Consider the following 20,851-nt stretch of genomic DNA (forward strand, 5'->3'; position numbering starts at 1 on the left):
GCAATCCCTTGTCGCCATGAACAGCCTCGACCAACTCAAGCAGTTCACCACCGTGGTTGCCGACACCGGCGACTTCCAGCTTCTGGCGCAGTACGCGCCGCAGGATGCGACGACCAATCCGTCGCTGGTGCTCAAGGCGGCGCAGAAGCCCGAATACCGGCATGTGCTCGAACAGGTCGTGCGCGACGGCGCCGGCAAGTCGGCGAGCGAGCTGATCGACGACGTGCTCGTGGCCTTCGGGCGCGAAATCCTCGCCGTCATCCCGGGGCGCGTGTCGACCGAAGTCGATGCGCGGCTGTCCTTCGATGCCGATGCCACCGTCGCCAAGGCGCGCGAGATCGTCGCGCGCTACGACGCCGCCGGCATTCCTCGCGAGCGCGTGCTCATCAAGATCGCGTCGACCTGGGAAGGCATCCAGGCGGCGCGCGTGCTTCAGGCCGAGGGCACGCGCTGCAACATGACGCTGCTGTTCTCGCTGGCCCAGGCCGTGGCCTGCGCCGATGCCGGCGCCCAGCTCATCTCGCCCTTCGTCGGCCGCATCTACGACTGGTATGTGAAGCGCGACGGCAAGACCTTCGAGCCCGAAGCCGATCCGGGCGTGCTGTCGGTGCGCGGCATCCATGCGTACTACAAGGCACACGGCATCGCCACCGAAGTGATGGGCGCGAGCTTCCGCTCGGTGGGCGAAGTGCTGGCGCTGGCCGGCTGCGACCTGCTCACGATCAGCCCCGACCTGCTCGAAGCGCTGCGCCAGACCGATCAGCCGGTCGAGCGCAAGCTTGGCGTGGGCACGCCGGCCGCAATCCCGCGCATCGATCTCGACGAGAAGCGCTTCCGCTGGCTCATGAACGAGGACGCGATGGCGACCGAGAAGCTCGCCGAAGGCATCCGCACTTTCGGCGCCGACGCCATCAAGCTCGAAGCCGTGATCGCTGCCCTGCTCGACTGAACGCCGCACCAGCAAAAAAGCCGCCCGCTCGCGCATTGCGCGGCGGGCGGCTTTTTCATGCGCGCCGAAACGGCGTCAGGCGCGCAGCAGCGTCTTGACGTTGGGCCATTGCCGGCGGCTGACCGGCAGCGTCTCGTCGAGGCCGCGCAGCTGGATCTGCCAGCCCTGATCGCCCGCCTCGGATTCAGCGCCCTCGCGGCTGGCGCGCTGGCAGCCGGCGATGGCATTGCGCGCCACCAGCGCCGAGCGATGCACGCGCACGAAGTACTCGCCGAACTCCTCTTCGAGCGCGGTCAGCGATTCCTCGGTGAGGTACTCGGCGTCGCGGGTGCGGATCGTCGTGTACTTCATTTCGGCGCGGAAATAGAGGATGTCGAGCACCGGCACCAGCGTGAGCTTGCCGCGCTCGGTCACGGCGATGTGGCGGCGCGACAGCCCGGCCACGGCGGCGGCGCGTTCGAGCGCCTCCTCGCTGAACGCCGGATCGGACACGCGCAGCGCCGCCTCGCGTTCCTCGCAGCGCTTGCGGGCGCGGTCGAGCGCATCGAACAGGCGCGTCGAGCGCACCGGTTTGAGCAGATAGTCGATGGCCTGCACGTCGAAGGCCTGCACGGCGTAATCGTCGAAGGCCGTCACGAAGACGATCTGCGGCGCATGACGGCCCGGCATCGGCCGGATGTGCATCGCATGCCGCGCCACCTCGACCCCGTTCATGCCGGGCATCTGCACGTCGAGCAGCACCACGTCGGGCAGCAGCTCCTCGATTTGCGTGATGGCTTCGCGGCCGTTGGCGGCCTCGCCGACGATGCGGGTCTCGATTTGCGATCGCAGGTCTTCGAGCAGGATGCGCAGCCGCGACCGCGCCAGCGGTTCGTCGTCTACAAGCAATAAGCGCAGTGGTCTCATGTTCGGTCCTGGTCCCCGTCCTCCGGGTTGAATGGCAAGGTGATCGACACCCGCCACAGCTTGCCGTCGCCCCCGATGCGCAGGCGCGCCTCAAGGTCGTACAGCAGCGAAAGCCGTTCGCGGATGTTGGCGAGCGCCAGCCGGTTGCCGGGTCGGCGACGGATCACGGGATCGTAGGTGTTCTCGACGACGATGATCAGTTCGCGTCCGACCCCGGTGATGCGCACGCGCACCTGGCCGGGTTGCTCGGCGGGCTCGATGCCGTGGTGTACGGCGTTTTCAAGCAAAGGTTGAAGCAGCAAAGCCGGAACCGGGTAATCACCCGGCATTCTTGCCAAATCCCATTCGACGGTGAGCCGGTCGCCGATGCGGACCTGCTCGATGTCGACGTACTGCTGGGCCAGCCGCACCTCGTCGGCGAGCGGCAGCAGCGCGCGGGCATCGCCCATGCTGGCGCGAAACAGCTCGGCCAGATCGCCAAGCACGCGCTCTGCCAGCGGCGGATCGATGCGCACCAGCGACATCGCGGCATTGAGGCTGTTGAACAGGAAGTGCGGCCGGATGCGCGCCTGCAGAGCCTGCAAGCGCGCATCGGCCAGCGCCGGCGAGACCGCGCGTGCGCGCAGCTCGATGGTCCAGGCAATCATCACCGCCGCCAGGCCAAAGCCGGAGATGCGCATCAGCAGCGTCGACACTCCGGGCAAGGCCTCGGGCGGCATGAAGGCGCCCATCGCAAGGGTGAGCAGCAGCGCCCAGCCAGCGCCGATGGCACCCGCGATCAGCGAGCGCACGCGCGAGCGAAAACCGTTCAGCCGCAGCCGCAGCGAGCACATGGTGGTGATGCAGACCAGCGTGAGCGGCTCGACCATCGCGCCCTGCTCCAGCACCGCCAGCGCGAAGCCGCCGGCGTTCTGGGCCCGCATCAGTGCGGCGACGAGCAATCCGAGATTGGCCAGCCCGAGCACCCGCAGCACGGTCCCGAAGTTGCAATAGTCGGGAGCGGGCGTGGGCGCCTGGGCGCAGACCTCGAGGGCGTCGGCTTCTGGTTTTGTGGGTCCTGCGCGCATGAACTCGCGTGGTGGAAATGCACGATGGGATCGGGACAAACCCGCCTGAGGCTGCGACCTATAATCGCGGCCCGACATGCAGCACGCCCGCGTCAACGCGCCAAAGCATGCATGCGGCCCGGGCCGGCTGCCGATCGGCGGCAGCCACGCGGCGCCTTCGCCACGCTTGTTCGGCGCCGACAACCGGATTGGCCGCGCCGATCGTCAGACATCTGCAGCGCCGGCTCTACGGGGACAACCCCGTCGAACTCATCTGGCATGGCCGCAACAGCCTTTTTTGTATTCAAAGATTATGACAGAGCAGCTTTACAAGAAGCACGAAGCATGGTCAGGCCGCTTCGACGAACCGGTGTCCGAACTCGTGCAGCGTTACACCGCTTCCGTGAATTTTGACCGCCGCCTCTGGCGCCACGACATTCAGGGCTCGCTTGCGCATGCCGAGATGCTGAATCACGTCGGCATCCTCAGCGCCGCCGATCTGGCTGCCATCCGCAGTGGAATGGATACGATTGTTGCCGAGATCGAGTCGGGCCAATTCGAGTGGCAACTGGCTCTCGAGGACGTTCATCTCAATATCGAAGCGCGGCTGACTGCGCTGGCAGGCGATGCGGGCAAGCGCCTGCACACCGGCCGCTCGCGCAACGATCAGGTCGCGACCGACATCCGCCTGTGGCTGCGCGACGAGATCGACCGCATCGTCGGCCTGCTCGGCAAGCTGCAACTGGCCCTCGTCGAAGTGGCCGAGCAAAACGCCGACACCATCCTGCCGGGCTTCACCCATCTGCAAGTGGCGCAGCCGGTGGTGTTCGGTCATCACCTGCTGGCCTATGTGGAAATGTTTGCGCGCGATGCGGAACGCCTGCTCGACGTGCGCAAGCGCGTCAACCGGCTGCCGCTCGGCGCCGCCGCGCTGGCCGGCACCAGCTTCCCGATCGACCGCGAGCGCGTTGCCGCGACGCTCGGCTTCGACGCCGTGGCGCGCAATTCGCTCGACGCCGTCAGCGACCGCGACTTCGCGATCGAATTCAGCGCCGCCGCCGCGCTGGTGATGGTGCACATCTCGCGGCTGTCGGAAGAACTCGTCATCTGGATGAGCCCGCGCGTGGGCTTCATCGATCTGGCCGACCGCTTCTGCACCGGCTCGTCGATCATGCCGCAGAAGAAGAACCCCGACGTGCCCGAGCTGGCGCGCGGCAAGACCGGCCGCGTGGTCGGCCATCTGATGGGTCTGGTCGTGCTCATGAAGGGCCAGCCGCTCGCCTACAACAAGGACAACCAGGAAGACAAGGAGCCGCTGTTCGACACCGCCGACACGCTGGTCGACACGCTCACGATCTTTGCCGACATGGCCGCCGGCATTCGCGTCAAGCCCGACGCAATGCGCGCCGCCGCGCTGCAGGGCTTTGCCACCGCGACCGATCTGGCGGATTACCTGGTGAAACGCGGCCTTCCCTTCCGCGACGCTCATGAAGCCGTGGCGAGGGCCGTCAAGGCATGCGTGGATCGCGGCTGCGACCTGTCGGATCTGAGCGTGGAAGAGCTGCGTGCCTTCAGCGCGCTCGTGGGCGACGACGCCAAGGCCGTGCTCACGCTCGAAGGCTCGGTCGCCGCGCGCGATCACGTGGGCGGCACTGCCCCCAACCAGGTTCGCGCGCAGATTGCCGCCGCGCGCGCCCGTCTGGGCGGCTGAGCCCCACTGCAAACCAGGTCGCGCGCCTCATCGTCATGTCTTCTTCAATGGATCAACGCATCGGCAAGTACGAACTCATCCGTCGCATCGGCGAGGGGAGTTCGAGCAACGTCTGGCTGTGCCGCGATCCGTTCACCGAGCGGCTGGTCGCCGTGAAGGTGGCCAAGTCCGAGACCCTGCGCGACGAGCGCTATTCGCATGTGTATCGCAAGCTGTTCGCGGTCGAGGCGCATCTGGCGGGCAAGCTGCATCACCCGCACATCGCCATGATCCTCGACGCGGTGGACGAGGGCGACCTGCGCTACATCGTGAGCGAGTACGTGCCGGGCGGCACGCTGGAGCAGTTCTGCCGGCCCGAGCGCCTGCTGCCGCAGGAGAAGGTGGTGGAAATCATGTTCAAGTGCGCGCGCGCGCTTGAGTTCGCCCACCGCATCGGCATCACCCACCGCGACGTCAAGCCGGCCAACATCCTCGTCAATTCCGACAACGACGAGGTGCGCGACGTGAAGCTCACCGACTTCGGCACCGCCATGAATCTGGCCGAGGACTCGACGCTGGTCGAAGGCATCGGCTCGCCGGCCTACATGTCGCCCGAGCAGATTTCCGAAGGCGCGCTGTCGCACCAGACCGACATCTATTCGCTCGGCGTGGTGATGTACCAGCTGCTCACCGGCCGCCTGCCGTTCGAGGCGCAGAACAACGCGGCCATGATTTATCAGGTGCTGCATTCCACGCCGCCCGCGCCGTCGGAGCTGCGGCCCGGCGTGGCCGAGCACATCGAGGCCATCGCGGTGAAGGCGATGGCCAAGGACCGCAGCCAGCGCTACCCGAGCTGGGACGCCTTCGCCGCCGATCTGGCGCGCGCCGCGCGCGCCGAGCCGCGTTCCATTCGCGCGCGCGAAGTGGCCGACACCGAGCGCTTCAGCCTGCTCAAGAGCCTGCGTTTCTTCGACCGCTTCGACGAGGCCCAGCTGTGGGAAGTGGTGCGCTTTGCCGACTGGCAGCGGCGCGGCCATGCCCAGCGCCTGTATGCCGAGGGCGACATGGGTACCGACTTCTTCATCCTGGCCGAAGGTCAGGTGCGCGTGACCAAGCACGGCAAGCTGCTGACCGCGCTGGGCCCCGGCGAATGCATTGGCGAGATGGGCTATCTGGCCGGCCTCGACCATGCCGAGGATGCGAGCCATCCGGCCGCGCAACGCAGCGCCGACGTGGTCACGGTGATGCCCTGCACGCTGATCCGCGTGTCGCCGACTGCGCTGGCCGCCGCGAGCGAAGGCTGCCAGCTGCGCTTCAACCGCGCCTTCCTCAGCCTGCTGGCCGAACGCTTGCAGGTGGCGAACCAGCGGCTCACCACCCCGGGTTGAACCGGCGTCAGCTGCCGGCGATGACCATTTCGCCGATCAGGATCGAGCCGGTGGTCTTGGTGCCGCGCGAGATGCGGTCGGCACCGATGGCCACGATGTTCTCGAACATCTGGCGCAGATTGCCGGCGATGGTGATCTCGCCGACCGGATGCACGATCTTGCCGTTTTCGACCCAGTGGCCGGCCGCGCCGCGCGAGTAGTCGCCGGTCACGTAGTTGACGCCCTGGCCCATCAGGTCGGTGACGAGCAGGCCGGTGCCGAGCTTGCGCAGCATCTGCTCGAAGTCGTCCCCGCGTTTGGTGTGGGTGGAGCTGAGCACCAGGTTGTGCGAGCCGCCCGCATTGCCGGTGGTGCGCATGCCGAGCTTGCGCGCCGAGTAGGTCGACAGGAAATAGCCCTGCACGATGCCGTCGCGGACCACGTCGCGGCGCTGGGTGCGCACGCCTTCCTCGTCGAACGGGGCGCTGCCCATCGCGCCCTTGATGTGCGGGTCTTCCGACAGGTTGATGTGCGACGGGAACACCTGGGCGCCGAGCGAATCGGCCAGGAAGGTGGTGCGGCGGTAGAGCGCGCCGCCCGAGATCGCCTGCACGAAGCTGCCGAGCAGCCCGCCGGCCAGCGGCGCCTCGAACAGCACCGGGCATTTGCGCGTGCTGATCTTGCGGGCGCCGATGCGCGACAGCGCGCGCCGCGCGGCGTACTCGCCGACCACTTCGGGCAGCGCCAGCTTCTTGGGATCGCGGCTGGCGGTGTACCAGTCGTCGCGCTCCATCTCGCGGCCCACGCGTGCGATCGGCGCGACCGTGAGGTAGTGGCGCGAATGCGGATAGCCGCCCATGAAGCCGCGCGAATTGGCCGAGATGAACTGCGCGTGCTGCACCGACACGCTGGCGCCGTCGCTGTTGCGGATCGCCGGATCGACCGCGAAGGCCGCGTCCTCGGCGCGCTTGGCGAAGGCGATGGCATCGTCGGCCGAGATGTCCCAGGGCTTGTAGAGCTTGAGATCGAGCGGCTGGCGCTCGAAGAACTCGTCCTCGGGCAGGCCGGAGAATTCGTCGGGCGAGGTGAAGCGCGCGATGTCGAGCGCCGCCTGCACCGTGTCTTCGAGCGCCTTGAGCGAGAAGTCCGACGTGCTGGCGTGGCCCTTCTTCTTGCCCAGATAGCAGGTCAGGCCCACGCCCTTGTCCTGGTTCTGCTCGATGGTCTCGACCTTGCCGCGGCGCACATTCACCGACAGGCCGCTGCCCTCGCTGACCTCCACCGCGCATTCTGTGGCGCCGCGCGCCCGGGCGATGTGGAGCACGTTCTCGGCGAGTTCACGCAGATGGTCGATCGGATAGCTGAAGTGGTTGGACATGGCGGTCGGCAGGAGGAGCGCACGCGCGCGGGAGGGAGTCGCTTTTAGCGGCGGCTATCATAGCAAGCGCGTGACAGGGAAATTTCCGCCGCGCAACGCATACAGGCACGTCATGAACCATCAATATTCATATTTACCCACGGGTTTTGGGCGAGGTCTCGCATGAAATCGCATGTGGAAGAAACCGGCGCCGACGACGAGTACGACGGTCCTTCGCGCAGCCAGCTCAAGCGCGACAGCGAAGCGCTGCAAGCGTTCGCCGAGCAGCTGGTGGAACTGGGCCGCGACCAGCTCGCGCGCATCGATCTGCCCGAGCCGCTGGCGGTCGCCATCCGCGACACCCAGCGCATCACCGCCCACGGCGGGCTGCGGCGCCAGCGCCAGTACCTGGGCAAGCTGATGCGCGCGCTCGACGAGCCGACGGTCGAGCGCATGAAGCGCGGCTACCTCGCGGTCACGCAGCAATCGCGCGACGAGGTGAAGCTGATGCACAGCCTGGAGCGCTGGCGCGAAAAGCTCATCGAGGACGACAGGACGCTCGATGTGTGGACCGCCGAGTACGGCATCGACGGCTTGCAGGATCTGCGCAATCTGATCCGGCAGGCGCGCCGCGAGAAGGCCGACAACCGGCCGCCGAAGGCCTTCCGCGAGCTGTTCCAGCGCCTGAAGGCGGCGGCGCTCGGCGAGGCCGAACGCATCGACGCCGCAGCTCAGCCGCCCGCCTCCGACGAAAACGCCGACGACGAGGACCGCTCATGAGCGCCGCCGACCTGCCCTTGCAAGCGCTGCGCATCGGCCTCGTGTCGATCTCCGACCGCGCGAGCGCCGGCACCTATGCCGACGCCGGCCTGCCGGCGCTGCGCGAATGGCTCGGCCTGGCGCTGAAGAATCCGGTCGAGTGGGTCGAGCGGCTGATCCCGGATGAGCGCGCCGGCATCGAGGCGACGCTGATCGAGCTGGTCGACGCCGAGCGCTGCGATCTGGTGCTGACCACCGGCGGCACCGGCCCGTCGCGGCGCGATGTGACGCCCGAGGCGACGCTGGCCATCGGCACCAAGCAGCTGCCCGGCTTCGGCGAGCAGATGCGCCAGGTGAGCCTGAAATTCGTGCCGACCGCCATCCTGTCGCGCCAGGTGGCGGTGATCCGCGAGACGCCGGATCACGCGGCGCTGGTCATCAATCTGCCGGGCCAGCCCAAGTCGATCCGCGAGACGCTGGCCGGGCTGCGCGCCGCCGACGGCTCGGTGACGGTGGACGGCGTGTTCGCCGCCGTGCCCTACTGCATCGACCTGATCGGCGGGCCCTGGATCGAGACCGATCCGGCGGTGAGCAAGGCCTTCCGGCCCAAGACGGCGGTGCGCACGCGCTGAGGCACTAGCGCTGCAAGCCTGTCGCTGCAATCGCGGTCGCCGCTTCATCGGCCGTGGCGCCGAGCAGCGCGCTCAGCGCCCGCGCCGCGCCCTCGGGGCTGTCGTCGTCGAGCGTCACGCCGCGCGTCACCACGCCGTGCGGCGGCAGCGCCTGCACCGAGCGCGGATCGATCAGCGTCCAGCGCACCTCGCCATCCAGCCGGCGCGCGGCGCGGTCGATGTCGAGCTTGACCACATCCACCGCCAGCACGCGGCGCAGCGCGGCCGCCTCGGCGCAACCGCTCTCGCAGATCAGCGCCGACGGCAGCGTGCGCCGCAGCGCCACCGCCAGCTCGCGCGTCGCGCCCACTTCCACGCGCTCGGCCCAGACGCCGCCCGGCCAGCTCACGATGCCGGCCGCGCCATCGCGAAACCTCAGCTCGCGCGATTGCAGGTACTCGGGCAGCGCCACGCGCCGCACCGTCAGCGCGAGGCCGTCGGGCGCCTGCGCGCTGGTGCTCGTCGGCGCGGCGGGCAGCGTCACCAGATGCAGCGCCGGCGCCTTGGCCGCGCAGCCGGCCAGCAGCAGACCGAGCGCGAGCAGCGTCGGCAAGCACTTCAGATTCACGCGCGTCATTGCGCCTCCCTGCCGAACAGGATGGCGTTCGGCTGCTGATCGAGGGTTTCGGAAAGCGCGCGCAGGCTGCGCGCCGACTGTGCCAGATCGCGCAGCGCGCTTTCGAGGTCGTCGCGGCCCTGGGCGCCCGGCGCCACCAGATCGGACAGCCGCAGCATCGCGGCCTGCGCCGCCTGCGAGGCCTCGCGCGTGGCCACCAGCGTGCGTTGCAGCTCGGGCTGGGCCTGGCCCAGCGTGCCGCGCGTGCTGTCGGCCAGCTGTCGGATGCTGCCCATCGTGACATTGGCGCTGTCCTGCACCGACTTGAGCGCGCCGTTGGCCTGGGCCAGCGTGCGGCGCAGCTCGGCGCCGGTCTTGCCGACCTCGCCGGCACTGACGGCCATGAGATCGCGCGCGCCGTTCATCGTCAGTTCCAGCGCCTGCATGGTGCTGCGCAGCTGCTGGATGGTGTCGCGCACCGGCACGTCGGCGAGCTGGTCGATCAGGGCGCTGAAGCGGTCCTTGATCATCGGAATCTCGGGCGGATCGTCGTCGGCGCTGCCGAGCAGCGTGGGCTGGGTGTCGGTGCGGAAGTCGAGATCGATCGCGGCCTGGCCGGTGACGAAGCTTTGCAGCATCAGCTTGGCGCGCAGGCCGCGCTGCACCAGTTCGGGAATGTCGAGCCGGGGCTTGCGCATCTCGTTGCCGATGCGGATGGCGCGCGGCGAGATGCGCAGCACGACCGGAATGCGCGCATCGAGCGTGGCGGCATTCACCTCGATGCCGATGTCCTCGACCTGGCCGATCTTCACGCCGCGAAAGGTGACCGGCGCGCCGACATACAGGCCGCTCACGGTGCCGTCCACATAGGTGACGGCGCGCGCCGATTTCTCGAACAGCGCGGTGCCGCCGAGCAGCACCGCGCCGAGCCCGGCGAGCACGAAGGCGACGACCACGAACACGCCGACCATCAGGGCATTGCGTTTCATGCGGAATCCTTGCGGTTGGGCGGCGCGATCCGCGCCTCGGACGCCTCGGCATCGGCCAGCGCCTCGCGGCGCAGAAACGCGCGCACCGTCGGATGCTGGCAGCGGTCGCGCAGCGTGCGCGGATTGCCGTGGGCGATCGGATGCTTGCTGTCGGCATCCAGAAAAATGCCGTCGTCTGCGATGGCGAAGATGCTCGGCAGCTCATGCGTGACCATGACGACGGCCGCGCCGGTGCGGTCGCGCAGCTCGAGGATGAGATCGTCGAGCCGCTTCGAGCTGATCGGATCGAGGCCTGCCGAGGGCTCGTCGAGGAACAGCAGGCGCGGCTCGCCGGCAATGGCGCGCGCCAGACCGGCGCGCTTCTTCATGCCGCCGCTGATGTCGGCCGGAAAGAAGTCGGCGAAGCGCCCGAGCCCGACGAGATCGAGCAGCTCGCGCGCCTTTTCCTCGCGCGCCGCGCGGTCGAGCCGGCCCTTGCGTTCGAGCGGCACGCAGACGTTCTCGAGCAGCGTCATCGACGACCACAGCGCCGCGCCCTGGAACAGCACGCCGAAGTTCTCGCGCAGCTGCATGCGGCCGGCGCCGTCGGCCTGCCAGTAGTCGCGGCCGTCATAGCTCACGCTGCCTGCGGCCGGCTCGATGAGCCCGATCATGTGCTTGAGCAGCGTGCTCTTGCCGCAGCCGCTGCCGCCCATCACCACGAAGATGCGGCCGGGTTCCACGTCGAAGCTGATGTCGCGCTGGATCAGCCGCTCGCCGAAGCGCATCTCGAGATTGCGGACCGAGACGAGCGCCATCGTCAGATGCCCATCGCGTTGGCGGCCACGGCAAACGCCGCGTCGAGCGCGATGACGCCGACGATGCCCGACACCACCGCGCCGGTCGTCGCATCGCCCACGCCGGCCGCGTTGCGCGCCGAATTGAGGCCGCTGTAGCAGGCGGTCAGCGCGATCAGCCCGCCGAAGGTCAGCGACTTGGCCAGCCCGAGCCCGAAGAAGCTGAAGTCGAGCGCCTCGAAAGTGCGGTCGAAGTAGGCCGACGGCGTGAGCCGCAACATGCCCGCGCCGACGACAAAGCCGCCGAACAGGCTCGTCACGCAACCGTAGAGGTAGAGCAGCGGCGTCATGACCACCAGCGCCAGCACGCGCGGCAGCACCAGGTAATCCAGCGCCGGCAGGCCGAGCACTTCGAGCGCGTCGATCTCCTCGTTGGCCTGCATCGTGGCCAGCTCGGCGGCAAAGGCGGCGCCGGTGCGGCCGCTGAGCACCACGGCGGTGATGACGGCGGCCATCTCGCGCGAGCTGGCGATGGCGACCAGATCGGCCACGAAGATGCCGGCGCCGAACTTGACCAGTTGCACCGCGCCGACGAAGGCGAGGATGGCGCCGACCAGCACATTGACCAGGCTGACGATGCCGAGCGCGCGCGCGCTGCAATCGGCCAGTACGCGGGCGAAGTCCTTGCCGCGAAAGATCGGCCGGCCGCGCAGCAGCGGACCGATGGCAAGCACCAGTCCGCCGAAGAACGCCAGCTTGCTTGCGGCGGCAGACCGGAGGGCCGTCAGCATGGGCGGAGCTTGTTGGAGGAAGAAGGCGCCGATGCTAGCGCGCCGCCGCCGCGCCGACGACTCGTCACATCTGCGCGCGGCCCGACGGTTCCGCCGGGCCGGCGTCCGCGCTCAGGCAGTCATGTCGAGCACCACGCGGCCGTTGATCGTGCCGGCGCGCATGTGGTCGAAGATGGTGTTGATGTTGTCGAGCCGGTCGGTGGTCGAGGTGCAATGCACCTTGCCCTGGGCCGCGAAGTCGAGCGCCTCCTGCAGGTCGAGCCGGGTGCCGACGATCGAGCCGCGCACCGTGATGCCGTTGAGCACCATGTCGAAGATCGACAGCGGAAAATCGCCCGGCGGCAGCCCCACCAGCGACACGGTGCCGCCGCGTCGCACCGCGCCGATGGCCTGCGCAAAGGCCGTGCGCGATACCGCCGTGACGAGCACGCCATGCGCGCCGCCGATCGCCGCGCGGATGGTCGCGCCCGGGTCTTCGCGCAGCGCGTTCACCGTCAGCTCGGCGCCGTGCTCGCGCGCCAGCGCCAGCTTGCTGTCGTCGATGTCGATGGCCGCGACGCGCAGGCCCATCGCGCGCGCGTACTGCACCGCCATGTGCCCGAGCCCGCCAATGCCCGAGATGGCGACCCACTGCCCGGGCTTGGCCTCGGTCACCTTGAGGCCCTTGTAGACCGTGACGCCAGCGCAGAGCACCGGCGCCACCTCGACGAAGCCGAGCCTGTCGGGCAGCTTGCCGACGAAATCCGGATCGGCCAGCACGAAGTCGGCATAGCCGCCGTTGACCGAGTAGCCGGTGTTCTTCTGCTCACCGCACAGGGTTTCCCAGCCGGCCAGGCAATGCTCGCAATGGCCGCAGGCGCTGTAGAGCCAGGGCACGCCGACGCGGTCGCCCTCCTTCACATGCGTCACGCCCGCGCCCACCGCCGCGACCCAGCCCACGCCTTCATGGCCCGGGATGAACGGCGGATTGGGCTTGACCGGCCAGTCGCCGTCGGCGGCATGCAGATCGGTATGGCAGACACCGCTGGCGGCGATCTTCACGAGGATCTGGCCCGGGCCGACCTCGGGCACCGGCACTTCGTCGATGACCAGCGGCTGACCGAATGCGCGGACGACCGCGGCCTTCATGAACTTGCTCATGGCTTGCCTCCTGATGGCTGTGCAACCAGGAGCCAGACTCCGCCCGCCGCGCCCTCACCCGCCTTGATGACGGTCAAGTGGACTGACCGATTACTGGAACGCCACCTCGGCAAAGCTGCGCAGCTTGCGGCTGTGCAGATGATCGAGATCCTGCTGGCGCAGCCGCTCGATGGCGCGGATGCCGATGCGCAGATGCTGCTCGACCCGCTCGCGGTAGAAGTGGTTGGCCATGCCGGGCAGCTTGAGCTCGCCGTGCAGCGGCTTGTCGCTCACGCAGAGCAGCGTTCCGTAGGGCACGCGAAAGCGGAAGCCGTTGGCGGCAATCGTGGCGCTTTCCATGTCGAGCGCGACCGCGCGGCTCTGGCTGAAGCGGCGCTCGGGCGTGCGCTGCGGCAGCAGCTCCCAGTTGCGGTTGTCGGTGCTGGCCACGGTGCCGGTACGCATGATGCGTTTCAGCTCATAGCCCTCCAGCTGGGTCACGTCCTCGACCGCGCCTTCGAGCGCCAGCTGCACCTCGGCCAGCGGCGGGATCGGCACCCACAGCGGCAGGTCCTCGTCGAGCACATGGTCCTCGCGCACATAGCCGTGGGCCAGCACGTAGTCGCCCAGGTTCTGCGTGTTCCGCAGGCCGGCGCAATGGCCGAGCATGATCCAGGCATGCGGGCGCAGCACCGCGATGTGGTCGGTGATGGTCTTGGCATTGGCCGGCCCGACGCCGATGTTGACCATCGTGATGCCGGTACGGTCGCGTCGCAGCAGGTGATAGGCCGGCATCTGCGGCAGCCGGGGCGGCGGCGCGCCGAGGGCGTCGCCGGCTTCGGCCGCCTCGCCCACGCGTCGCGTGACGACATTGCCCGGCTCCACGAAGGCGCAGTAGGCGTCGTTCTCGCCGCCGTCGGGCGCGCTGGCCATGATCTGGTGGCCGAGCTTGATGAACTCGTCGATGTAGAACTGGTAGTTCGTGAACAGCACGAAGTTCTGGAAATGCTCGGGCGCGGTGCCGGTGTAGTGACGCAGCCGGTGCAGCGAATAGTCCACGCGCGGCGCGGTGAACAGCGCCAGCGGCTGCGGCTCGCCGAGGTCGATCTCGTGCGTGCCGTTGGCGATGCCGTCGTCCATCGCGCCGAGGTCGGGCAGATCGAACACGTCGCGCATGCGCATGCGGCGCTCGGCACTCAGGCTGCCTTCGATGTGATCGTGCTCGGCGAAGGAAAAGTGCACCGGGATCGGCTGCGTGCTCAGTCCCACTTCCAGCGCCACGCCGTGATTGCGCAGCAGCAGCCGGAATTGCTCGCGGTAGTAGTCGGCGAACAGGTCGGGCCGGGTGAGCGTGGTCTCGTAGGTGCCCGGCCCGGCCACAAAGCCGTAGGCCAGCCGCGAGTCGGCGCGCGCCACGGTATCGGTATGCACACGCACGAAGGGATAGCAGGCGCGCACATGGCCGCCGAGGTCTTCGCCGGCCACGAAGCGGCGCAGCGCGTCGCGCAGTCGGGCGATGCTTGCGTCGTACAGCTGCTCGACATGGTCGGCGGCGCGGTCGGGATCGGTGAAGCTGAGTGTGGCGGGGCGCGGCTCGGTCATGGGTCTCGGCAGGAAGCGGGAGGATCGGGCAACGATAGTTGCGTCGCATGATCCTGCAACGCGCCGGGCCGGCCGTCGCGGAATTCCCTGCTGCCGAAAGGGCGCGCAAAAACAGAAAAGCCCGCATCTGCGGGCTTTTTTGCGTTGACTGCACAGGTTGCGGGCGACTGACTGGCGTCCCCACCGGGATTCGAACCCGGGTTATCGCCGTGAAAGGGCGGTGTCCTAGGCCTCTAGACGATAGGGACCCGCAACTGCGCGACATGCACGGCCGACTAGCATCGACCGCTCAAACAAAAATGGCTTAGCCGAGAAGCTAAGCCATCTTGACGAACATTGAGGTGACTCGGGTTTGGCGTCCCCACCGGGATTCGAACCCGGGTTATCGCCGTGAAAGGGCGGTGTCCTAGGCCTCTAGACGATAGGGACACTCAAACCCGAATCACCTCACAACCGCTGCACCATCTTGATGGTGGAGGTAAGCGGGATCGAACCGCTGACCTCTTGCATGCCATGCAAGCGCTCTCCCAGCTGAGCTATACCCCCTTGCGATGTGCAGCGTTCTTCGTTGTTTGCGTTTTGCTGTGCAAGCAGCGAAGAAGCCGAATTATGCAGAGTGCTCTACGACTTGGCAAGTGCCTGTGTCGAAAATGTATCAACCACGCACATCAGACTGCATCGAGGCCGGCGGCGATGCGCGCCAGCACCGTCTCGCGGCCGAACAGTTCGAGCACCGCATCGACCGACGGCGTGTGCGTTTGCCCGGCCACCAGCACGCGGAGCGGAATCGCGAGCTGCGGCATCTTCAGGCTGTGGGCGGCGAGCACCTGCTTGAGCAGCGGCGCGATGGCTTCGCGCTTCCACTCGATGTCGGCGGCGGCGGTGGCGAAGGCCGCGATGGCCGGACGCACGGCAGCAGTGACGTGCTGCTCGCGCAGGGCAGCGTCGTCCTTGAACGGCGCGTAGAACAGCATGGCCGCATCGGCGAGCTGCTCCAGCGTTTCGGCGCGGTCGCGCAGCAGCAGCACGGCTGTGGGCAGATCGACGCCGCCGGCCACGATGCCGCCGCGCCGTTCGATGCGCGGCGCGACCAGCGCGGCGAGTCGGGCCACGTCGGCCTGCTTGATGTAGTGGTGATTGACCCAGTTCAGCTTCTTCGGGTCCCACTGCGCGGCCGAGCGGCTGAGGTGGGCCACGTCGAACCATTCCACGAACTGCTCGCGCGAGAAGATTTCATCGTCGCCATGGCTCCAGCCGAGGCGCGCCAGGTAGTTGCACAGCGCCTCGGGCAGATAGCCGTCGTCGTCGTACTGCATGACGCTGACCGCGCCGTGGCGCTTGGACAGCTTCTCGCCGTCGGGGCCGAGGATCATGGGCACATGGCCGTACTCGGGCACCTCGGCGCCGAGCGCCTTGAGGATGTTGATCTGGCGCGGCGTGTTGTTGACATGGTCGTCGCCGCGGATCACATGGGTGATGCCCATGTCCCAGTCGTCGACCACCACGCAGAAGTTGTAGGTCGGCGTGCCGTCGGGGCGAGCGACGATGAGGTCGTCCATCTCGCGGTTGGCGATGGTGATTTCGCCCTTCACGAAGTCGTTCCAGGTCACCTCGCCGTCGGCCGGATTGCGGAACCGCAGCACCGGCTGCACGCCTTCGGGCACCGGCGGCAGCGTCTTGCCGGGCTCGGGGCGCCAGCGGCCGTCGTAGCGCGGCTTTTCGCCGCGTGCGCGTTGCGCCTCGCGCATGGCTTCGACTTCCTGCGGCGAGCAGTAGCACGGGTAGACGCTGCCGGCGGCGCGCATCTGCGCCAGCACTTCGCGGTAGCGGTCCATGCGCTGCATCTGGTAGTGCGGGCCCTCGTCGTGTTCGAGGTCGAGCCATTTCATGCCGTCGAGGATGGCCTGCACGGCCTCGGGCGTGGAGCGTTCGAGGTCGGTGTCCTCGATGCGCAGCACGAAGGTTCCGCCGGCGTGGCGCGCGAGCGCCCAGGCATAGAGCGCGGTGCGCGCGCCGCCGAGATGGAGATAGCCGGTGGGCGAGGGAGCGAAGCGGGAACGGATGGGGCGAGTGGACACGATCAGCCTTGGGAAAAGCCCTGAATAGAATCGGTCGAGTTTAGCAATCGGCCCCGCCCTGCCGACCGTCGCCGGAAACCGCCGGACCCGGGCAAGACGCATTGCAAGGGATTGCTTGCAACGGCCGCGTCCCGAAACACGCCTGCGATCGCCAGCCACCTGGCGTGATGGCCAACCAACCCCTGCCTGCGCCGGAGCGTCGCCTAAAACAGCGCAACGCAAGCGCCGTCAATCCTGTCCGGCTCAGTACCGGGCAGGGATGGCCTCGGACCCAGCGTCGGACTCAAGACTCAGGTCACGGTCGGCGTGCCGACTTTTGCCTTGTCACGGGTCTGCCGGGTACGCAGCGCCGCGATCAGCTCGCGACTGAAGGCGGCGATGTCGCCCGGGCCGCGACTGGTGATGAGCTTGCCGTCGACCACCACCTCGCGGTCGACCCAGTGGCCGCCGGCCGCGCGGATGTCGTCCGCGATGCCGGGCGCGCCGGTCAGCGTGCGGTCCGCCACCAGCCCGGCCGCGATCAGCAGCCACGGCCCGTGGCAGATCGCGCCGACCGGCAGTTGAAGCTCGAAGGCATGGCGGATGAAGGTGAGCGCCTCGGGCACTTCGCGCAGGCGCGCCGAGTTGACACTGCCGCCCGGCAGCAGTACCGCGTCGAACTCCTCGGCCGAGACGCCGAGAAAAGTCTTGTCGATCTCGAACTCGTCGGCCGGCTCGTCCTGCCGGGTGGCGCGCAGTCTGCCGAGCCGATCCGAGATGAGCACCACGCGCGCGCCGGCCTTTTCCAGCGCCTCGCGCGGCCCGGTCAATTCGGACTGCTCGAACCGGTCGGTGACGAGGACCGCCACCTGGGCATCGTTGAAATCGCTCGGCTGCATCTGCTTCTCCCGGGGATGAACGCCGCGAGCCGCATGCCCGCGATCACCATGAGAGTGCCGGCAGCGCTTGTCAACCGTCGGTCCAGGTTGTAAGCACCCGCAGCGACGAATGGGGCTACCGCCCATCAGACGGTATGTCTTAGAACATAGCCAGCCACCCCGCCCGTCGATACCCTCGCGCTGAGAAAAATCACACACCACCCACGCATCCGGAAGTTGGCCCCTTTGCTGTTATCGCTCGACAAGATCCCGTTTCGTTGGGTGCGATGCAGCAAGCAATCTGGCGCGATCTGGCCCGGCTCGGGCAGATGCGATCGGGCGGCTTCCGATGCCGGCAGCGGATCCAATGTCCAATTCCAGCAGTGACGAACCGGGCGCGCGTCTTGTGCCCGTTGCCTACGGTCATGCGCGCCGCCGCCTTGTCGATGAACTTCGGGGCAAGCGCGTCGTGCTGGGCCCGCGCCAGATGCTCGCGCGCGAAGGCGACGACACGCTGAACATCCATCTGCTGCGCGGCGGCTGGGCTTTCCGCTTCAAGTCGCTGGAGGACGGCCGGCGCCAGATCCTGGGCTTCGTCATGCCGGGCGATCTGCTCGGCGTGCTGGAGCCGGGCGCGCCGATGTTTCCCTACGGCATCGAGACGCTGACCGAAACCGAAATCCTGACCCTGCCGCGCCAGCGCCTGCTCGAAGCCGCGGCCCAGGACGCGAGCCTGGCGCTCGACCTGATGTGGATCGCCGCCAACGAACGCCGGCAATCGGAGGAAAGCCTGCTGTCGGTCGGCCGCCGCAGCGCCGACGAACGGATGGCGGCGCTGATCCTGCATGTGTATGCGCGCGCGGTCGAACGCGATCTGGCCGATGCCAGCGGCGCCGTGCCCTTCCCGGTCAGCCAGCAGCACATCGCCGATGCGCTCGGCCTGTCGCTGGTGCACACCAACAAGACGCTGCGCCGGCTGCTGACGCTGGGCGTGTACGAGCTGTCGGGCGGCCGCTTGCGCGTCATCGATGCGGCCGCGCTCGGCGACATCGCGCTGCACCGCGAGATGGCGGTACCGGGGCGTCCGCTGTTCTGACGCGCGCCGGCGGTCAACCCGTCGTCAGCGTGCGCGCCACGCCCTCGAACACCTTGGCCGCCGCGCCGCGCGCTTCCAGCGCCAGCAGCTGAAGCGCCCGCCCGGGCAATGCCAGCCGCTCTCCCGAGACGTGTTCCGACAGCGCATCGCGTACCGGCTCGGCGCTGTCGATCAGCCGGGTCCAGACGCTGGCGCCGGGCACCGTCGGCAGCGTGAACTCGACCGGCTCATGCCAGCTGTTGAACAGCAGCAACAGGGTTGCATCCGACGCCGGCCTGACGATGCCGGTGGCCTGGGCACGGCCGTCGATGAGCATGCCGAAGCAGCGCAGATGCGGATCGTTCCAGTGCCCGGGCGACATCTCGCTGCCGTCGGGTGCCAGCCAGGTCAGGTCCTTCACCCCGAGCGCCTCGTTCCATTCGCCGGTGAGGAAGCGCCCGCGCCGCAGTACCGGCAGGGCCTGACGCACGCGGATCAGCCGCCGCGTGAACTCGGCCAGCGCCAGCCCGGCCGCGCCGCGCGCCTCCCAGTCGACCCACGAAATCTCGTTGTCCTGGCAGTAGGCGTTGTTGTTGCCCAGCTGGCTGCGGCCGAATTCATCACCCGCGAGGAGCATCGGCGTGCCCTGCGACAGCAGCAGCGTGGCGAGCAGATTGCGCTGCTGGCGCGCGCGCAGTTCGAGGATGGCCGGATCGTCGGTCGGGCCTTCGACGCCGCAGTTCCACGATCGGTTGTCGCCGTGGCCGTCGCGGTTGTCCTCGCCGTTGGCCTCGTTGTGGCGCTCGTTGTAGCTGACCAGATCGGCGAGCGTGAAGCCGTCGTGCGCGGTGACCAGGTTGACGCTGGCCCAGGGCCGCCGGCCGCGCTTGTTGAAGTGATCGCCGCTGGCGGTGAGGCGCGCGGCCAGCTCCGGCACCTGGCCCGCGTCGCCCTTCCAGTAGGCGCGCACGCAGTCGCGAAAGCGGTCGTTCCATTCGGCCCAGCCGGGCGGAAAGCCGCCGACCTGATAGCCGCCCGGCCCGCAATCCCAGGGCTCGGCGATCAGCTTGACGCTCGACAGCACCGGGTCCTGGCGGCAGCTGTCGAGGAAGCCGCCGCTCTCGTCGAAGCCGTGCGGCTCGCGCGCGAGGATGGTGGCGAGGTCGAAGCGGAAGCCGTCCACCCGCATTTCGGTGGCCCAGTAGCGCAGGCTGTCGGTCACCATCTGCAGCACGCGCGGATGACTCAGGTTGACGGTGTTGCCGGTGCCGGTGTCGTTGATGTAGTAGCGCGGCTGCTCGGGCATGAGCCGATAGTAGCTGGCGTTGTCGATGCCCTTGAACGACAGCGTCGGGCCCAGCTCGTTGCCCTCGGGCGTGTGGTTGTAGACCACGTCCAGGATCACCTCCAGCCCGGCGGCGTGAAAGCGGTCGACCATGCCCTTGAACTCGTCGATCCTCGGCTCGTGGAAATAGCGCGGATCGGCGGCGAAGAAGCCGAGCGTGTCGTAGCCCCAGTAGTTGCGCAGCCCCTTGTCGAGCAGCGAGCTCTGGTCGACGAAGGTCTGGATCGGCAGCAGTTCGATGCTGGTGACGCCGAGGTGCTTCAGGTAGTCGACGACCGCGTCGCTGGCCAGGCCGGCGAAGGTGCCGCGCAATTCCTCGGGCACCTGCGGATGGCGCCTGGTGTAGCCGCGCACATGGGTCTCGTAGAGCACCGTGCGGTCCCAGGGCACGCGCACCGCGTCGGTCTGCTGCCAGACGAAGCGCGAATCGACCACCACGCACTTGGGCATCAGCGCGGCGCTGTCGCGCTCGTCGAAGCTGAGATCGGCATCGGCATGGCCGAGCGTGTAGCCGAACAGTTCCGGCCCCCAGCGCAGTTCGCCGACATGGGCGCGCGCATACGGGTCGAGCACCAGCTTGTTGGGATTGAAGCGATGGCCGGCGTCGGGCGCATGCGGTCCGTGCACGCGGTAGCCGTAGCGCGTGCCGGGGCCGAGGCCCGGGATGAAGCCGTGCCAGACCTCGTCGGTGTACTCGGGCAGGGCGATGCGCGCGATTTCGGTCTCGCCCTGCGCGTCGAAGATGCAGACCTCCACCTTGGTCGCATGGGCGGAGAACAGCGCGAAATTGACGCCGCGTCCGGTATAGGTGGCGCCGCGCGGAAAGGGCGAGCCCTCTTCCAGTTGCCGGGCCGCGTGGGCGGGATCGAATCCATCGGGCATGGCCTGGACCTTTCGTGAGCGATGACGCGAGCCGGC

General features: G+C 68.3%; 18 protein-coding genes and 3 tRNA genes. 6 read left to right on the forward strand and 15 right to left on the reverse strand.

All coding sequences use genetic code 11. The annotated features are described in order from the left end of the window. The first annotated feature begins 16 nt into the window (after positions 1-16). Positions 17-949, forward strand: a complete 933-nt coding sequence (gene tal / locus B9P64_RS00185) for a transaldolase (protein ID WP_085314263.1) — start codon at positions 17-19, stop codon at positions 947-949. 75 nt (positions 950-1,024) lie between these two features. Here the strand turns inward: tal and B9P64_RS00190 are convergent, their stop codons facing one another. Both B9P64_RS00190 and B9P64_RS00195 read right to left on the reverse strand, forming a co-directional pair. Next, positions 1,025-1,855 carry a LytR/AlgR family response regulator transcription factor gene (locus B9P64_RS00190; RefSeq protein WP_139826058.1) on the reverse strand — a complete coding sequence of 277 codons (831 nt, stop codon included), beginning with the start codon at positions 1,853-1,855 and terminating at the stop codon, positions 1,025-1,027. Beyond that, positions 1,852-2,829: a sensor histidine kinase gene (locus B9P64_RS00195; RefSeq protein WP_176256662.1), complete on the reverse strand. Its 978-nt coding sequence runs from the start codon at positions 2,827-2,829 to the stop codon at positions 1,852-1,854. Before B9P64_RS00195 ends, B9P64_RS00190 begins: the two co-directional genes overlap by 4 nt. A gap of 385 nt (positions 2,830-3,214) precedes the next feature. On the opposite strand from B9P64_RS00195, the gene argH reads away from it, so the two are divergent. Continuing rightward, positions 3,215-4,612, forward strand: a complete 1,398-nt coding sequence (gene argH / locus B9P64_RS00200; protein WP_085314265.1) for an argininosuccinate lyase — start codon at positions 3,215-3,217, stop codon at positions 4,610-4,612. A 47-nt stretch (positions 4,613-4,659) separates the two neighbouring features. Further along, positions 4,660-5,979, forward strand: a complete 1,320-nt coding sequence (locus tag B9P64_RS00205; protein WP_085314266.1) for a protein kinase domain-containing protein — start codon at positions 4,660-4,662, stop codon at positions 5,977-5,979. A gap of 7 nt (positions 5,980-5,986) precedes the next feature. On the opposite strand, the gene pmbA is transcribed toward B9P64_RS00205, so the two are convergent. Next, positions 5,987-7,336 (reverse strand): metalloprotease PmbA, encoded by a 1,350-nt coding sequence (gene pmbA, locus B9P64_RS00210; protein WP_085314267.1) that lies wholly within the window; start codon positions 7,334-7,336, stop codon positions 5,987-5,989. A gap of 162 nt (positions 7,337-7,498) precedes the next feature. Here pmbA and yjgA point away from each other — a divergent pair, with 162 nt between their 5' ends. Both yjgA and mog read left to right on the forward strand, forming a co-directional pair. After that, entirely contained in the window at positions 7,499-8,095 is a 597-nt protein-coding gene (gene yjgA / locus B9P64_RS00215; RefSeq protein ID WP_085314268.1) for a ribosome biogenesis factor YjgA, read from the forward strand. Continuing rightward, positions 8,092-8,706 (forward strand): molybdopterin adenylyltransferase, encoded by a 615-nt coding sequence (gene mog / locus B9P64_RS00220; protein WP_085314269.1) that lies wholly within the window; start codon positions 8,092-8,094, stop codon positions 8,704-8,706. Before yjgA ends, mog begins: the two co-directional genes overlap by 4 nt. A gap of 4 nt (positions 8,707-8,710) precedes the next feature. On the opposite strand, the gene B9P64_RS00225 is transcribed toward mog, so the two are convergent. From B9P64_RS00225 to B9P64_RS00275, 11 genes are all read right to left on the reverse strand, one after another. Then, on the reverse strand, positions 8,711-9,322 hold the full coding sequence (locus B9P64_RS00225; protein ID WP_085314270.1) for a PqiC family protein: 612 nt from the start codon (positions 9,320-9,322) through the stop codon (positions 8,711-8,713). Continuing rightward, positions 9,319-10,290, reverse strand: coding sequence for an MlaD family protein (locus B9P64_RS00230; protein WP_085314271.1), 972 nt, complete (start codon positions 10,288-10,290; stop codon positions 9,319-9,321). The genes B9P64_RS00225 and B9P64_RS00230 overlap by 4 nt, the downstream gene beginning before the upstream one ends. Then, positions 10,287-11,087: an ABC transporter ATP-binding protein gene (locus B9P64_RS00235; RefSeq protein ID WP_085314272.1), complete on the reverse strand. Its 801-nt coding sequence runs from the start codon at positions 11,085-11,087 to the stop codon at positions 10,287-10,289. Before B9P64_RS00235 ends, B9P64_RS00230 begins: the two co-directional genes overlap by 4 nt. A 2-nt stretch (positions 11,088-11,089) precedes the next feature. Beyond that, positions 11,090-11,857, reverse strand: a complete 768-nt coding sequence (locus B9P64_RS00240; protein WP_085314273.1) for an MlaE family ABC transporter permease — start codon at positions 11,855-11,857, stop codon at positions 11,090-11,092. 111 nt (positions 11,858-11,968) lie between these two features. Then, positions 11,969-12,997 (reverse strand): alcohol dehydrogenase AdhP, encoded by a 1,029-nt coding sequence (adhP, locus tag B9P64_RS00245; RefSeq protein WP_085314274.1) that lies wholly within the window; start codon positions 12,995-12,997, stop codon positions 11,969-11,971. Between the two features lie 90 nt (positions 12,998-13,087). Beyond that, positions 13,088-14,578: an AMP nucleosidase gene (locus B9P64_RS00250; RefSeq protein WP_085314275.1), complete on the reverse strand. Its 1,491-nt coding sequence runs from the start codon at positions 14,576-14,578 to the stop codon at positions 13,088-13,090. A 172-nt stretch (positions 14,579-14,750) separates the two neighbouring features. Continuing rightward, positions 14,751-14,826: transfer RNA gene (locus B9P64_RS00255), tRNA-Glu, on the reverse strand. Between the two features lie 105 nt (positions 14,827-14,931). Then, positions 14,932-15,007 (reverse strand) — tRNA-Glu (locus tag B9P64_RS00260). Positions 15,008-15,048: 41 nt separating this feature from the next. Beyond that, positions 15,049-15,124: transfer RNA gene (locus tag B9P64_RS00265), tRNA-Ala, on the reverse strand. Between the two features lie 122 nt (positions 15,125-15,246). Continuing rightward, positions 15,247-16,656 (reverse strand): glutamate--tRNA ligase, encoded by a 1,410-nt coding sequence (gltX, locus tag B9P64_RS00270; protein WP_235839842.1) that lies wholly within the window; start codon positions 16,654-16,656, stop codon positions 15,247-15,249. A 290-nt stretch (positions 16,657-16,946) separates the two neighbouring features. Continuing rightward, positions 16,947-17,534, reverse strand: a complete 588-nt coding sequence (locus B9P64_RS00275; RefSeq protein ID WP_085314277.1) for a type 1 glutamine amidotransferase domain-containing protein — start codon at positions 17,532-17,534, stop codon at positions 16,947-16,949. Positions 17,535-17,880: 346 nt separating this feature from the next. On the opposite strand from B9P64_RS00275, the gene B9P64_RS00280 reads away from it, so the two are divergent. Continuing rightward, on the forward strand, positions 17,881-18,609 hold the full coding sequence (locus tag B9P64_RS00280) for a Crp/Fnr family transcriptional regulator (RefSeq protein ID WP_176256663.1): 729 nt from the start codon (positions 17,881-17,883) through the stop codon (positions 18,607-18,609). Positions 18,610-18,622: 13 nt separating this feature from the next. Here the strand turns inward: B9P64_RS00280 and glgX are convergent, their stop codons facing one another. Next, positions 18,623-20,815, reverse strand: a complete 2,193-nt coding sequence (glgX, locus tag B9P64_RS00285) for a glycogen debranching protein GlgX (protein ID WP_085314279.1) — start codon at positions 20,813-20,815, stop codon at positions 18,623-18,625. Positions 20,816-20,851 lie beyond the last annotated feature (36 nt).

Origin of the sequence: Derxia lacustris (assembly GCF_002105195.1) — a bacterium.
Lineage (GTDB): Bacteria > Pseudomonadota > Gammaproteobacteria > Burkholderiales > Burkholderiaceae_E > Derxia > Derxia lacustris.